14 protein-coding genes are annotated in these 14867 nt (G+C 43.2%); all 14 read left to right on the top strand.

Annotation, left to right across the window (positions count from 1 at the left end; translation table 11 throughout):
- Positions 1-201 precede the first annotated feature (201 nt).
- Positions 202-2019 (top strand): ATP-dependent nuclease, encoded by a 1818-nt coding sequence (locus ACJJIQ_RS01220; protein WP_445363449.1) that lies wholly within the window; start codon positions 202-204, stop codon positions 2017-2019.
- A gap of 81 nt (positions 2020-2100) precedes the next feature.
- Entirely contained in the window at positions 2101-2886 is a 786-nt protein-coding gene (locus ACJJIQ_RS01215) for a DUF3644 domain-containing protein (protein ID WP_445363448.1), read from the top strand.
- A gap of 69 nt (positions 2887-2955) precedes the next feature.
- Complete coding sequence (locus ACJJIQ_RS01210; RefSeq protein ID WP_445363447.1) at positions 2956-3078, top strand: hypothetical protein; 123 nt, start codon at positions 2956-2958, stop codon at positions 3076-3078.
- Between the two features lie 618 nt (positions 3079-3696).
- Positions 3697-4509 (top strand): DUF2971 domain-containing protein, encoded by an 813-nt coding sequence (locus tag ACJJIQ_RS01205; RefSeq protein WP_445363446.1) that lies wholly within the window; start codon positions 3697-3699, stop codon positions 4507-4509.
- An 810-nt stretch (positions 4510-5319) separates the two neighbouring features.
- Complete coding sequence (locus ACJJIQ_RS01200; RefSeq protein ID WP_353376851.1) at positions 5320-5718, top strand: hypothetical protein; 399 nt, start codon at positions 5320-5322, stop codon at positions 5716-5718.
- Between the two features lie 107 nt (positions 5719-5825).
- Positions 5826-6272: an SF0329 family protein gene (locus ACJJIQ_RS01195; RefSeq protein ID WP_445363445.1), complete on the top strand. Its 447-nt coding sequence runs from the start codon at positions 5826-5828 to the stop codon at positions 6270-6272.
- Positions 6273-7074: 802 nt separating this feature from the next.
- Entirely contained in the window at positions 7075-7701 is a 627-nt protein-coding gene (locus tag ACJJIQ_RS01190; protein WP_445363444.1) for a hypothetical protein, read from the top strand.
- Positions 7702-8447: 746 nt separating this feature from the next.
- Positions 8448-9092, top strand: a complete 645-nt coding sequence (locus ACJJIQ_RS01185) for a hypothetical protein (RefSeq protein WP_252084862.1) — start codon at positions 8448-8450, stop codon at positions 9090-9092.
- Between the two features lie 656 nt (positions 9093-9748).
- Positions 9749-10231 carry a YcxB family protein gene (locus ACJJIQ_RS01180; RefSeq protein WP_444895001.1) on the top strand — a complete coding sequence of 161 codons (483 nt, stop codon included), beginning with the start codon at positions 9749-9751 and terminating at the stop codon, positions 10229-10231.
- Between the two features lie 107 nt (positions 10232-10338).
- Positions 10339-10851, top strand: coding sequence for an SEL1-like repeat protein (locus ACJJIQ_RS01175; protein WP_445363443.1), 513 nt, complete (start codon positions 10339-10341; stop codon positions 10849-10851).
- Positions 10852-11424: 573 nt separating this feature from the next.
- Entirely contained in the window at positions 11425-11937 is a 513-nt protein-coding gene (locus tag ACJJIQ_RS01170; protein ID WP_445363442.1) for a CbrC family protein, read from the top strand.
- A gap of 97 nt (positions 11938-12034) precedes the next feature.
- Positions 12035-12448 (top strand): hypothetical protein, encoded by a 414-nt coding sequence (locus tag ACJJIQ_RS01165; protein ID WP_445363441.1) that lies wholly within the window; start codon positions 12035-12037, stop codon positions 12446-12448.
- 552 nt (positions 12449-13000) lie between these two features.
- Entirely contained in the window at positions 13001-13726 is a 726-nt protein-coding gene (locus ACJJIQ_RS01160) for an SMI1/KNR4 family protein (protein WP_445363440.1), read from the top strand.
- A 181-nt stretch (positions 13727-13907) separates the two neighbouring features.
- On the top strand, positions 13908-14306 hold the full coding sequence (locus ACJJIQ_RS01155) for a hypothetical protein (RefSeq protein WP_445363439.1): 399 nt from the start codon (positions 13908-13910) through the stop codon (positions 14304-14306).
- Positions 14307-14867 lie beyond the last annotated feature (561 nt).

Genomic DNA, 14867 nt, shown 5'->3' with positions numbered 1-14867 from the left:
TGGAAACCATCAAAGGAATTAGTTACAAGAAAGGGAAGAAGTGATTACTCTAAATCCCCCTTACACGATGTATGTATCAATATTACACAAATCAAAGGTAGATGGTGTTGGTTTGCTTTTAACTAAGTCGCCCTCTAAACAGGTATACTGATTTAACAAGTCGCCGCACAGGGCTCGGCGTTATACATAAAAGGGATAAAAATGAAGCTTAGAAAAGCAGCCTACGAAAATTATAGAGGCATACAAAATCGCGTTGAGGTTGATTACGGGAACACAAGCATTTTTGTAGGCCGTAACGATGCTGGAAAATCAACTTTGCTAAGGGGGCTGGACCTTTTTCTTAATAATACTGAAGCACTTCCAGATATTGCTAACGCATTTTCCGATTCAGATATTTGTAGCATTGAACTAGCGTTTGATGAGGCGTTACCATCGATTACAATAGATGAAGCAATACCCACGACTTTCGAAGCAGAATTACTGCTCGATGAGAATGGCCAGCTCCGCATTAAGAAGGAATGGGACACAAAAAAGTCCCAAATTAAACCTGTTACCTATATTCGAAGAAAATCATTTGGTGACGAAGATTTCCTTCTGGAAACAGAGAGACAACTGATTACTCGATGTCAGGCTAATGGGATAGAAACACAAAAAGCTAACGGTGATGAGTTCAACAACCCAGAGAAGAGAGAAAAGCTTCGTGAGCGATTTGTAGCAAGTGGAAAAGAAACAACTTTTGTCTGGGAAAAACTCCCGACGTCGGGAAGTAATAGGGCAAAACAGATTCATGATCAGGTTAAAGCCGTCCTCCCTAGCTTCGAGTACTTTCGAGCTGATACAGCTTTGTCTGAAGCTGACGCATCAATACAGAAACACTTTAGAGGTATTGCCTCTAAAGCAATGATCGAGGCAGGAATTGGCGATGTTGAAAAAAAGGTTAGAGCAGTACTTGATGGTGTGTTAGAGGAAATCTCCACCAAAATGAATCAAGTTTTACCAGATTCAGATCAAGTAGGATCGTCAGTGATTTTTGACTGGTCGAAGGGGGTGAGCACAGGGTTTAAAAGTGTTAACGATCAGGCCGCTCTACCTCTAACTTTTCGAGGAGACGGGTTTAGAAGAATTACTATGATGTCCTATTTTGAATATCTTGCTGAAGAAAGGGCCGAAATAGACCAGAAAATGATTTTTGGTTTTGAAGAACCAGAAACTTTTCTTCATCCAAAAGCCCAAGAACAGCTTCACGATAAAATCCTGGGTTTAGAACAATCTGGATATCAAGTGGTTGTTACGACTCATTCCCCTACAGTAGTTGGAGCGTCAGATACGAGCACAATTTCGCACATCATTAGTGAACCTGGTAATTATAATGTTGAGCAAAATACCAATAATATTCAGGCAATTGCTGACGATCTTGGAATTACACCTGACAACCAATTTATTAAGCTGTTTGAGCGCGCGAAGGTTCTTGTTCTTGTAGAAGGGCCAGATGATGTAGGTGCTTTCAACTATATGGCGCAGTTATATAAAGATGAAGGTCGAATCCCAGCAACCTTTGAGGATCAAGATATAGTTCTTGTTCCTATTGGCGGATGTGACTCCGTTATGCACTGGGTAAATCTGAATATCCTCCGTGATCTTGATAAACCTTATTATGCTATTCAAGATTCTGATAGAGGCGATCAAAACGAATCGTCGCCAACAAGAGATAAGTTGCTCGAATTGGGGTTTTCTGAGCCTGACGACTTCTGGGTGTTACGGAAAAGAGCTCTTGAGAACTATATAAACAAGCGAACTTTAGAGAGATTAATTCCCGGCATCGAAATTGAGTATGATGACTTCACAAAAATGAAACCACTATGCGGACAACATTCCTCAGCAGTATCCTTAGGTGGAAAGAAAGTGGTTGATAAACATTTTCAAAATCAGTCCTTTACCGAAATAGAGGAATCTTTTAGAGATGAGGATGGAAATGATGAGTTTATTAATATATATGAACAAGTTTGTCGCAAGCTTTAAGCAACGCAAAACAAGGCAAGGCAAAATCGCCCACGCGCTAACACACGCCTTTGCTTGCGGCGTTAAATCTCAAGGTGATACATGGAACGCATTACGCTAAAAGAAAACTGTGAGAGTTTTATAAAAGAAGCTGTAAGTATGTATTGTCGGCAACCTTCCACTGTACATAGGAAGGCTGTATCACTAATGCTATTAGTTCAAGCAGTGGAACTCTTGCTGAAGCAAAAGCTAGCTAATCATTCGTCTTTGCTATTGTATGAAAACGTCGATACGCCAAAGCGCACAGTATCAATGAAGTCTTGCTTACAGAGACTTGCTCACTTAGGCCAACCTCCTGCACAAGGAAAGGATCAAAAGGCTTTAGAACGTGCCGTAGAGCTTCGAAATAGAATAGTGCACCATGAATTTGAGACCAATGAAATGGCACTTAAAGCAGATTTTGTTCGGTTGTGTGGACTTTTACACGAGCTACGACTTCAGGTTTATAGAGAACCGTTGTTTGAATTGATATCCCGTTCTGAAATGGAGGTTTTACGTAATGAGCAAAACCTTCTTATTGAAGTAAAAAATAGATGTAAAGAAGAAATTGATAGCCTGAAAAAAAACTCAGGATATGGAGAACCCCATTGGTGTGGCTGGTGTGCAAACGATTCAGTAAAATTAAGCGATGACTGTGCTGAAGACTATGAGGCAGATGGTAAATGCTTGATCTGTGGGGAGTCTGAGACATATACAGTATGTGAGCGTTGTGAGAAATGGTTGCCTCAAGCGGAGCTTGAAGAATACGGAACTAACAACAAGATGTGTTTAGAGTGCCTGGAATATGTGACCGACGACTATTGGTATGAATCGTCAGTTGGCAAGTGACAGGATTTAAATCGGGTAGCCGGTAGTTTCTAGCTACCGGCCCCCACACCACCCATCCAGGAATCCTCAATGAGCAGCTCCCTACCCGTAATGGATCTCTACCCAACGACAATGTCGAGCAGCTCTTCATTTGAGTTGAGTGTCATGGCAGTGCACTACCTCAACTTTAACCGACTGGAAACATATCGGTAGGCTAGCCCTGCCTTTTAACTCATGGAGTTTGGATTCAGGCCTTCACCATGTCCAAGGTATTAATCTTGGCATTTAGCTACTGTGCCGTTGGCTGACTTCTGTTTAATCACCTTGGTTTTCTGACCGAAGCGCTGCTATGCCCCACCACTTTTGTCTACCCCACGATGGTAGCTACTTATGAGTCAGCGGCCACGCTGACAGCTTCACAGCAGCAAGCTAAACAGATCTCCCCAGATAAGAACGTGAACTTTCACTACAGAACTGCATCACTGACTCTACCCATTAGAGCACCCGGCTTCGGTGCCCCTGGCCACCTCACCTCCAGGCTAAGCCTTATAAGGAGTTTCTGCTCGTCAGCTCGTAGTGTTGCTAACGGCTTCCTCCCCACAAGACCTCTCGGTATTGCAGTTGCCATTCGCTAGTAGTTAGCATTTAATGGAATCCATTAAATGGTGATCTTCCTATAGGGAACTTTCACCCCATTAATCCACACCCATGCTGGGTGTACCAAGTTACTGCATCCAACCACCTTCACTCCGCATGCTTTGTGCTGTACGCTACGCTAGCACAAAGAAGATCCATTTTGGCAACAGATGAACAAAGCGTTGAGTGAGCGAGATGAGTGAAAAAATTCCAGAGCGAATATATAAATTTGAAGATTTTAATATTCAATCTATTAAAAATCTGAAATCTCATACGATCTATTTTGGTTCACCCAAGAATTTTAATGACCCTTATGATTGCGCAATCCGTGCAGAAATAGTGGAACCTACGGAAGAGCAAGTTACAATATTGAAAAATTATTATTTACAACATAAAGAAACTTCTGAGCAGGCAAAAGCTGAACTAACAAGAATGAATAGCGCAAGTTTTAAGGCGCTTATTGAACGCAGTGCTAGATCTGTATCTAACATGCACGCGGAAAAATTTATCAATGAGAATGGGGTTTCATGTTTTTCAGAGACAAATGACGACTTGTTGATGTGGTCTCACTATGGAGGAAAACATAAAGGCTTTTGTCTAGAGTTTTCTACTGGAAGTAAGCCTTTCAACAAGCTTCGTAAGGTAAAATATAAAGAATCTATGCCAAAAATTGATCCCATATCAATATTAATTAATAGCGACTATGATCAGTTTTTAGATCTTTATTGTACAAAATCGAAGAGCTGGGAATATGAGAAAGAGTGGAGGGCATTGCATCATGTCGCTGGCACCGCTTTTACTTATCCATCGGAATCATTGCGTGGAATATACTTTGGACCTGATATAGACAATGTATCCTTAGAAATATTATGCCTCATTATACAAGGGCAAAATCCAGATGTTTTATTTTATAAGGGCAAAAGAAATGATGAGAAATTTAAAATTGAATTTCAGCAATTTACATATACTAGTCATATCGAAGCGAAGCGCCAAGGGCTTATCACCTAAATCGGGTAGCCGATAGTATCTAACTACCGGCCCCCATACCACCCATCGTGCGGATCCGCAATGGCCGGTTCCCTATCCGTAATAAATATCTATCCAACGATAGTGTCGAGCAGCTCTTCACTTAAGTTAAGTGTCATGGCATTGCGCTACCTCAACTTTATCCAACTGGAAACATATCGGCAGGCTAGCCCTATCTTTTAACTCGTGGATTTTGGGTTCAGGCCTTCATCCTGTCCAAGGTATTAATCTTGGCATTTGGTTACTATGCCGCCGGCTGACTTCTGTTGAATCACCTCAGCCATTACTGACCGAAGCGCTGCTGTGTTTCAGGACTTTCATCTATCCCCGCGATGGTCGCTAGCGGGCTGGGCCTAATTATGCGTCAAGGGCCACGCTGACAGCTTCACAGCAGCAAGCTAAACAGATCTCCCCAGATAAGAACGTGAACCTTCACTACCTAACTACACCATTTACTCTACTCGTTAGACCACATGGCTTCGGTGTCCTTTACCACCTCGCCTCCAGGCTAAGCCTAATAGGATATTTCTGTCCGTCAGCTCATATTTGCTAGCGGCCTCCTCCCCAAAAGATCTCTCGGTATGGCAGTTGCCATTCGATAGTAGTTAGCATTTAATGGAAGCCATTAAGCGGTGATCTTCCTACAGGAAACTTTCACCCCATTAGCCCACGCCCATACTGGGCGTACTAAGGCGAAGCACGATAGCCAGCAAAGCTGGCTGGACCTACATTCCGCAGCTTCGCTGCTTCATTTCGGTCCATGCTGGCAGCGTTATAACTCATGAGGGCTCTGTGACCTACATAAAGTACTTGTTTGTAATCTTGTTTCCTTGGTTAGCTTTTTTCGTAGGAGACATGATTTATGGTTCTTCGCATGTGATGTTTCATCATCCCTGCGAACAATCAGAATATGGGTGCTGGCCTATGGATTCTACAAGTTTTGCTATAAAAGGGGCGTTGTTTGGTATCTTTATAGGCTTGGCAAATTTGTCGTCCTCTCAGCTTAAAATATCATTGGTGTCGGCATTAGTGTTGTTGGCTTTGATTACTGTCAGGCTGGGTGCTGTTCAAATGGAGGGTATTCTGTCTGTAGTATTGGGTGGGTATTATTGGTTTAGTTTATTTGTCCCATTATTATTTAGCGCAGTGTTTTTTTACCTAGGCTCAAAGTATGTGTCAGGTAAGTTATAGCAATACCAGGTACGATCGCCAGCAAAGCTGGCTGGACCTACATTCCGAAGCTTCGCTGCTCCATTTCGGTTCATGTTGGCGACGTTAGTACTATTGAGATATAAGTAATGGGAAGACCTTGGAGTAAACTGCAGAAGGAATTTTATTTGCTGCGAGCAGATGGACTTGATCTGCAATTGCATTGCCGAGCCTATAGAATGGATTCACAAATGGGATCTACCGATATTCCTAGATATTGGATTACATTAGGCAAGGAGATAATCTGGGACTACCCAAGAGATTTTATTGGGAAGAATCATCCTAAACGAGTAAATACTAAATGGTATCCTTATGGCAGTGATGTTCCAGATATTTCCAATCTAATACGAGAGTATATTGACACTCCAAAAGATGAGCTGATGTCAAAGAGTTTTCAAAATGACCATTGGGGGTTGATTAACATATTTCGAGCTTCAGATAAGCGTATAGGTTTAAGACGCCTACCTGAGCTAAAGAGGAAAACAAAAAATAGGGCAGCATTGAAAGTAATTGAGGCGCGGCTAGAAAAGCACTGAATCTGGTAGCTTCTAACTACCGGACCCCAGACCACCCATTATGCGGACCCTCAATGAGCAGCTCCCTATCCGTAATGAATATCTACCCAACGATAGTGTCGAAAAGCTCTTCATTTGAGTTGAGTATCATAGCAGTGCACTACCTCAACTTTAACCGACTGGAAACATATCGGCAGGCTAGCCTTGCCTTTTAACTCATGGAGTTTGGGTTCAGGACTTCACCATGTCCAAGGTATTAATCTTGGCATTTGGTTACTATGCCGCCGGCTGACTTCTGTTGAATCACCTCAGCCATTACTGACCGAGGCGCTGCTGTGCCCCACCACTTTGTCTATCCTCGGTATGGTGGCTAGCGAGTTGGGCCTACTTATGAGTTAGAGCCCACACTGACAGCTTCACAGCAGCAAGCTAAACGGATCTCCCCAGATAAGAGCGTGATCTTTCACTACACAACTGCATCATTGACTCTACCCGCTAGATCACCCGTCTTCGGTGTCCTTGGCCACCTCGCCTCCACGCTAAGCCTTATAGGATGTTTCTTTTCGTCAACTCGTAATCTTACTAGCGGCTTCCTCACCACAAGTCCTCACGGTGTTGCAGTTGCCATTCGCTAGTAGTTAGCATTTAATGGCGCCCATTAAATGGTGATCCTCCTACAGGGGACTTTCACCCCATTAGTTCACACCCATACTGGGCGTACCAAGGGCCAGCACAATCGCCAGATGCGAAAAGCTCATTCGGCTGGACTCGCTTCACTGCGTTCTGCTCGCCTGTGTAGTCGGCGTTATAAGCCTAGGACATCATGAACACTAGATATTTAGATGAAGGGTTTCCTCTTTTACATTGGGCAACAGAAATTGAAGCTGTGTGCCCTAAGTGTAATGAGGTTGGAGTTGTCAGCGGAAATCCATACTGGAAAGATTGGCGTGCTACATTCTTGTGTCACGGTTGTTCTCATTCATTACAAACAGATCGTGATGGTTGGCACGGACCTGTTCTAGGAATGGGGCGTCGTCCCTGTGGTACATGCGGTCATCAGTGGGTACGAGTAGAGAAAGTATTTGATGATGCGAGCAAAATAAATGGCGAATCTACGAAATCTAAATGCCCCCAATGCAAATCAGAAAATAAAGTATCTTTAAAGTTCACTCGTACCGAACCGACTGATCATGCTATTGATCCTTTTTTTGGCCTAGAGCTAGCTTTAAAAGAAGATACTCGTCATGGCACTGTTTGGGCTTATGGGGCAACTCATTTGAAACAGCTCAAACTATATACCTCTGCTCAATTAAGAGAAGGGGATGGTACAAAGTGGTCTTATTTCACCAGACTTCCAAAGTGGTTGAAGACTTCGAAAAATAGGGAGATGGTTTTAAAGGCCATTTCTAAATTAGAGAAACGCCTTATAACAAACAAAGACAGCGGATAAACCGCTGCTTTGGGCGTTCGTAATGAGTCTCTACCCAGTGATAGTGTCAAGCAGCTCTTCACTTAAGTTGAGTGTCATGGCTTTGCGCTTCCTCAACTTTATCCAACTAGAAGCATATCGGTAGACTAGCCCTGTCTTTGAACTCATCGAGTTTGGGTTCAGGCCTTCACCCTATCCAAGGTATTAATCTAGGCATTTGGCTACTATGCCGTCGGCTGACTTCTATTTAATCACCCTGATCATTACTGACCGAAGCACTGCTGTGTCCCACCACTTTTGTCTATCCCCGCACTGGTGGCTAGCGGGCTGGGCCTACTTATGAGTCAGCGGCCTCGCTGACAGCTTCACAGCGGCAAGCTAAACAGATCTCCCCAGATAAGAACGTGAACTTTCACTACACAACTGCATCATTTACTCTACCTGTTAGACCACATGGCTTCGCTGTTCCTGGCCACCTCACCTCCAAGCTCAGCCTAAAGGGTGTTTCTGTTCGTCAGCTCGTAGATTTGCTAGCGGCTTCCTCCCCATAAGACCTCACGATATTGCAGTTGCCATTCGCTAATAGTTAGCATTTAATGGCGCCCATCATATGGTGATTTTCCTAGAGGGGAATTTCACCCATTAGTCCGCGTCCATGCTGGGCGTACCAAGTACAAGCAGGTTGCTGCGGGATTTTGGCCCTTCGCAAGACGGCCTACGCTACGCTCCAGCCATCCCTTTTGTGGTCGTTATAACCAAGGATAGATATGGAAAATAATAAGATATTTCTAACAATCAACAGAGTTAACTCAATACTCTTTCTACTCTTATTGATTGCTTCATTAATTGGGGCTTTTTTTATCTTTCAAGAGATAACGAAAAACACAAGGAGAAATGCGATAGAAATCGCAACTCCTGACAAAGAAACTAAAGAAATAATCGAGCTTTCAGATGTAGAAACAATTCGAGACAAAGGAATCCAGTATATACGTGTCTATTCAAAGCGTGACGGTGTTTTAAAGTCTGGGGGATATAGCCGAACCCTTCGAAACCTGCTTTTCTTAAGTCAAATCGGAGAGGAACCTACATGGTTACTTCCGGATAATAGCTCTCAAATTATTAATCATCGCATTCTTAGAACATATGATGACCAAACAAATGAATCGACATCCGACTACATATATGTGGAGATTAGCCCTAAATCTGAAGGGGTAAGCGCTTGTGTCAGCGCCACCGATGGAACAACCCTTGAGTGCCTTGATACTGGATTAAACAAAATCATCCAGTACGAGTATTTCTCAGATAAACAGACGTTGGGCTTGCTTGTTCAAGTGTCAGATGAACTTCGCTACAAAGTTTTTGACCTTGTCTCGAAGAAGCTAGAGTCTGACAAATTTGTGATAAAGCTATAAATCGGGTAGCCGGTAGTTTCTAGCTATCGGCCCCCACACCACCCATCGTGCGGGTTCGCAATGGGCGGTTCCCTATCCGTAATGAATCTCTACCCAACGATAGTGTCGAGCAGCGCTTCATTTGAGCTGAGTGTCATGGCAGTGTGCTACTTCTGAGTCACCGATCACTCTGACAGCTCCACAGCAGCAGGCTAAACAGATTTCCCCAGATAAGAACGTGAACTTTTACTACATAACGGTATTATTGACTCTACCCGCTTCGGTGTCCTTGGCCACCTCGCCTCCAGGCCAAGCCATATAAGATGCTTCTGTTCGCCAGCTCGTAGTTTTGTTAGCGACTTCCTCCCCACAAGACCCCACGGTATTGCAGTTGCCATTCGCTGGTAGTTAGCATTTAATGGCGCCCATTAAACGGTGATCTTCCTACAGGGGACTTTCACCCCATTAGTTCACGTCCATGCTGGGTGTGCCAAATTTAGGCAAGCGGACAAATTACTACGCCTTCGACTCCGTAATTTGCCGTTGCTAAAGGCGTTATGTGAGGCTAAGTCCAGGCCTTATTGAGAAATGTGGCGTATTTGACATTAGCTTAAAGGATCATCCTGACACTCACTGTAGTGCCACGACAAATTTACCAGACACAATAGGTTGTTTTTATGAAGCCTTTTAGTACTCAATTTACCTTATCCAGAGATTACCTTGCCGAATGCTATGATCAATCTCTACCCTATGGAAATAATGTCAAGCCCAATTATCTTCTTCCTACATTACTATTATCTTCTGGTGCGGGATTACTGTTATTTACTGAGCAACCTAAGATCGCAAGTTGCACGTTAATTGCATTAGGTGTGCTGGAACTGATTCACATTCGATATCGACGAGCTTGGTGGTTAGCACGGCAGATGCTTGGGAAAAGTGCCGGTAGTGAAGTGAAATTAACCATAGATAAGGATGGAATCCAGACCCAGAATCCTTATACGATAACAGCTCTGTTGTGGGCAGATATCGAGCGTATTATTGAAACCGATTTAGGTCTTATTTTGGTGGCTAAATCTGGGGGGCAGCAGTACTTGTCTAAATCGTTATTACCAGCTGAGTTAATTAATGAGATAGTTACCAAGATTAAGGGTAAACATTGATTTCAATAAAAATTAGAATCTTGCCTAGCGCACCAAGGCGAATCAGCTCTTCCCGACCCTACGGGCCTCCAACAGATAGCTTTCTTTGTGTAATTTTTGGAAAAATCATGCGAAATTCAATATTATTAATTTTAGTTCTATTCTCGGCACCTGTATTATCAAAGGAAGATTGCGGACTAGAATCTATCGGCTTAGAGGAGTCTTCAAATGTTGCCGAAAAATTGTATTACACAGGTACATGCCATTATCGAAATAAAGACTATGAACTATCTGCTAGGTCTTGGGAAAAGCTATCTAATCTGAAAAATGTTGATGCAGAATTTCAGGGTTTACAAGTCGATGTGCTAAATAATCTAGGGTACTTAAAGTTCTTTGGTTTCGGAATTAAACAAAATCAAAAGCTAGCGGTTTCATACTGGGTAAAAGCTGTATCTCTTGGCCATTATGAATCTGAGTATCATCTATGCCATGCTTATGCGGATAAAGAGCAATTAACCTATAACCTTGCCAAGGCAAAGAAGCATTGTGAAAAGGCGCTGCTGATATACAAGGGGATGGAAAATCCCGACAAGGATATAATGTCAGCACTTAAAAAATATAATTCTCAAGTAAATGGGTAGAAATGCATAAATCGGGTAGCCGGTAGTTTCTAGCTACCGACCCTACACTACCCATCGTTCGGGTTCGCAATGGGCGGTTCCCTATCCGTGATGAATCTCTACCCAACGATAGTGTCGAGTAGCCCTTCACTTGAGTAGAGTATAATGGCAGTACGCTACTTTAGAGTCAGCGGCCACATTGACAGCTTCACAGCGATCTCCCCAGATAAGAACGTGAACTTTCACTACACAACTGCATCATTGACTCTACTCGCTAAATCACCCAGCTTCAGTGTCCTTGGCCACCTCGCCTCCAGGCTAAGCCTTATAGAATGTTTCTGTTCGTCAGCTCGTAGTTTGCTAGCAGCTTCCTCCCCACAAGGCCTCGCGGTGTTGCAGTTGCCATTCGCTAGTAGTTAGCATTTAATGGAATCCATTAAATAGTATGCTTCCTACAAGGGACTTTCACATCATTAGTCCACGCCCATGTTGAGCGTACCAAGTACAAGTAGGTTGCTACGGGCCTTCGGCCCTTCGCGGAACAGCCTACGCTGCGCCCCATCCACCCCTGATGTAGTCGTTATGAGTATGAGCATGGAATTCAGATACTTTAGAGATCCAGAGGGGTTTGCACTTCTAGTAGACAGTCCGCAACCATGTTCTATCTGTAGCAAAGTAGGAGTTTGGTTTGACACTGGTGGCTACACCGGCATCAATGAAATTGACTGTATTTGCGAAGATTGTCTCAAGTCTGGAAAGTTAATCGACTTAGAAATAGAAGCAAACCAATACTACGACGATGACTCGGAAGAGTCGGCCACTCTAATGTATAAGACTCCAGCGTTACCCACTTGGCAGGAAACTACCTGGCCTTTAGTAAATGGCGAGTTTCCTGTTTTCGAGAGAATTGCATCAAAGCAAGATTTCGAAAGTAAGGACGATTTTTTAAAGTCATTTTCAGGGGAAGGTCAGGAAGTGTCAGAGATCGAATGGCTGTGGGAAAGACTACCAGAAAAGAAATTGAACAGTTATAAAGATGCCGGTGATGTCTTGGTTTACCTGTTTACATTGGAAGGTAATAAATACTGGGTGTGGGATGCAAACTAAAACTCATAACAAAAACAGCCTAGGCGACGCCAAAAGACGGGCCGCTTGCTATTGACGTTAGGTATTGATAGGTATGCTCATAAAAAGAATTTATATAATGTCACTAGAGCATCCAGGGCCCGGATTTAACGGGACCTTGGGGCAAGTAGGTCAAAAAGCTAATCTTCTGGATCTAGAAATGTTTGTGAGAGGCTATGAGTCATGCTTACTAGATGCTTATGGAGAGAAAAGAGCTGAAGATGAGTGGCTAGATTTTATTGAATACTTGCGGCATGAAGGGTTATTTCCTACGGAAGGGTGGGCAGCGAAAATCAGTCAGCAAAACCAATATAGTGAAGACTGTTTTGAGTACTTTCGTGAACTTCTCCATAAGTACCTTGTACTGCGAATGCCCGATTGGTTTATTGAGTTCAACTGCTCAGCTCAGCCTAGCCCATGGCATAATGTCAATGGTCCTCGCAGTCAAGATATACGACTAAAAAAGCATATAGAGGCCGTGAAAAATGCCTAAATTGGGTAGTCGGTAATTTCTAGCTACCGGCCCCCCACACCACCCATCGTGCGGGTCCGCAATTGGCGGTTCCCTATCCGTAATGAATCTCTACCCAGTGATAGAGTCGAGCAGCTCTTCATTTGAGTAGAGTATCACTGCGGTACGCTACTTCCGAGTCAGCGGCTACGCCGACAACTTCACAGAAGCGAGCTAAACTGATCTCCGCAGATAAGAACGTGAACTTGTACTACACAACTGCATCATTGACCCTACCCGCTTGATCACCCGACTTCGGTGTCCTTGGTCACCTCGCCTCCAGGCCATTCCATAGGAAGTCTCTGTTCGTCAGCTCGTAGCTTTACTAGCTGCCTCCTCTCCACAAGACCTCCCGATGTTCCAGTTGCCATTCGCTAGTAGTTAGCATTTAATGGAACCCATTAACCGGTAATCCATCTACAGTGAACTTTCACATCATTACTCCACGCTCATGTTGGGCGTACCAAGTTTAAGCACGGGGCGCAGCTGAAGCTCCATACTAAAAGTTCTAGGGCACTTCAAAGAAATCTAAATATGTTCAAGAATATAGATGTAATACCTCAATTTCCTTCGTTAACTCCAGATGATATTTTAGACATTAGTAATCGCCTTAAAGATAGATTTGGATACAAAAAATTTCCAAGTGAATATGGCAATTTTCTACAAGAAACAAACGGCTGTTTATTTTCGCCTAATGATGAAGACTTGGAAATTGGAATCCAGCTTAAAACTGATTTGCCATTCATACAAAAGGCAAATGTGGCGGGTATTTTTGGCGTTTGGTATGACCGTTTTGATGGTAATAAACCTTCAAATTTATACTGGCCAGAACTGTTTGCCTCTAATGAAAACTCTAAAGAAAATTTTGATGTTCTTCCTAACAATATGATGTCTTTTGCATACGAGGACGAATCATGTGGTAGTCTCTTTGCAATATCCACTGACCAAAGAGATTTTGGTCAGGTCTATTACTATTATGACAATTACATGTATTCGATAGTTGGACGTAAATTTATGCTAGAGAAGTTTGGCTACTGCTACTACGACCAGAAACTATTAAATACTTTAGAAAGATATGGCTTTGATCGAGCCCAAGTAAAAAAAACAAATGAATTGGCTCAATTTGAACCATTTCAAATCATAAACAATTTAGAAGGTTTGCCTGAAGATTGCGAGTTCGAACTGTCGAGAAATGAATTTATTCCAGTGGCAAGTTCCTTTAATGACTTTATGGCCAAACTAACAGAGGTTGAGTTGTGAAAGCCCTAAATCGGGTAGCCGGTATTTTCTAGCTACCGTTCCTTACACCACCCATCTTGCTGGTCCTCAATGGGTGGCTCCCTATCCGTAGTGAGGCTCTACCCTACGATAGGGTCATGGCAACGGACTATAGTTATCTGTCTATCCATTTGCGGAGCGTCTTTTACAGGAACTTGAATTAATGATCGCCGAACTTAGATTGAGTGTTCTACTTCGAGGAGAAAAATTTTCTCCAAAAGAGGCAGAGAATGTCACAGGACTTAGACTTCAAGATAAATTAGAGCTTGGAGAGATTTCCCCGAGGGGCCCCTATCGAGGTAAGCCTGTTCCCTATGGTACTGCTCAGCTCGAAGTTCCCGCTGAAATACCATATGACAACAGGTTAATGTGGATAATTCGGACCCTCGAAGTAAACCTTAAAAAGCTATATGGATGTGGTGCTGAAGAGACAAGAATTTATGCAGGTTACTTCTATAAAGATCAATGCAATTTTTGTTTTAACAGGGAAGAGTTGTCCGCAATAGCGAAACTTGATATAGACTTTGCTATATCGTGTTACGACATTTCAGAAGAGGAATAAATATACCAAACCAGATAGCCAGTAGTTTCTAGCTACCGGCCCCATACCACCGATCAGGCAAGTCCGCAATGAATAGGTCCCTATCCATAAGGAATCTCTACCCAGAAATAGTGTCGAGCAGCTCTTCATTTGAGTAGAGTGTCATGGAAACGCGCTATCTCAACATTATCCGACCGGAAATATATCGGTAGCCTAGCATTTCCTTTTAACTTGTGGATTTAGGTTCAGGGCTTCACCCTGTCCAAAGTATTAATCTTGGCATTAGGCTACTATGCCGTCGGCTGACTTCTATTTAACCACCTTCGTCATTACTGACCGAAGCGCTACTATGCCCCACCACTTTTTCCTACCCCCGTCTTGGAGGCTAGCGAGTTGGGCCTACTTGTGAGTCAGTGGCCACGCTGACAGCATCACCGCAGAAAGCTAAACAGATCTCCCAGATAAGAACATGAACTTTCACTACACAACGGCCTCATTAACTTTACCCATTATATCACCCGACTTCGGTGTCCTTGGCTATCTCACCTACAGACTAAGCCTAATAGGATATTTTTATTCGTC

The sequence above is a fragment of the Microbulbifer maximicatervae (SeqCode) genome, from assembly GCF_052468295.1.
This window is presented reverse-complemented; position numbering and strand designations above follow the sequence as displayed.

Coding starts and splice junctions, on each gene's coding strand:
- ACJJIQ_RS01220 (WP_445363449.1), top strand. CDS start 202: ATGAAGCTTAGAAAAGCAGCCTACGAAAATTATAGAGGCATACAAAAT.
- ACJJIQ_RS01195 (WP_445363445.1), top strand. CDS start 5,826: ATGGGAAGACCTTGGAGTAAACTGCAGAAGGAATTTTATTTGCTGCGA.
- ACJJIQ_RS01210 (WP_445363447.1), top strand. CDS start 2,956: ATGAGCAGCTCCCTACCCGTAATGGATCTCTACCCAACGACAATGTCG.
- ACJJIQ_RS01160 (WP_445363440.1), top strand. CDS start 13,001: ATGTTCAAGAATATAGATGTAATACCTCAATTTCCTTCGTTAACTCCA.
- ACJJIQ_RS01175 (WP_445363443.1), top strand. CDS start 10,339: ATGCGAAATTCAATATTATTAATTTTAGTTCTATTCTCGGCACCTGTA.
- ACJJIQ_RS01190 (WP_445363444.1), top strand. CDS start 7,075: ATGAACACTAGATATTTAGATGAAGGGTTTCCTCTTTTACATTGGGCA.
- ACJJIQ_RS01185 (WP_252084862.1), top strand. CDS start 8,448: ATGGAAAATAATAAGATATTTCTAACAATCAACAGAGTTAACTCAATA.
- ACJJIQ_RS01165 (WP_445363441.1), top strand. CDS start 12,035: ATGTCACTAGAGCATCCAGGGCCCGGATTTAACGGGACCTTGGGGCAA.
- ACJJIQ_RS01170 (WP_445363442.1), top strand. CDS start 11,425: ATGGAATTCAGATACTTTAGAGATCCAGAGGGGTTTGCACTTCTAGTA.
- ACJJIQ_RS01155 (WP_445363439.1), top strand. CDS start 13,908: ATGATCGCCGAACTTAGATTGAGTGTTCTACTTCGAGGAGAAAAATTT.
- ACJJIQ_RS01215 (WP_445363448.1), top strand. CDS start 2,101: ATGGAACGCATTACGCTAAAAGAAAACTGTGAGAGTTTTATAAAAGAA.
- ACJJIQ_RS01180 (WP_444895001.1), top strand. CDS start 9,749: ATGAAGCCTTTTAGTACTCAATTTACCTTATCCAGAGATTACCTTGCC.
- ACJJIQ_RS01205 (WP_445363446.1), top strand. CDS start 3,697: ATGAGTGAAAAAATTCCAGAGCGAATATATAAATTTGAAGATTTTAAT.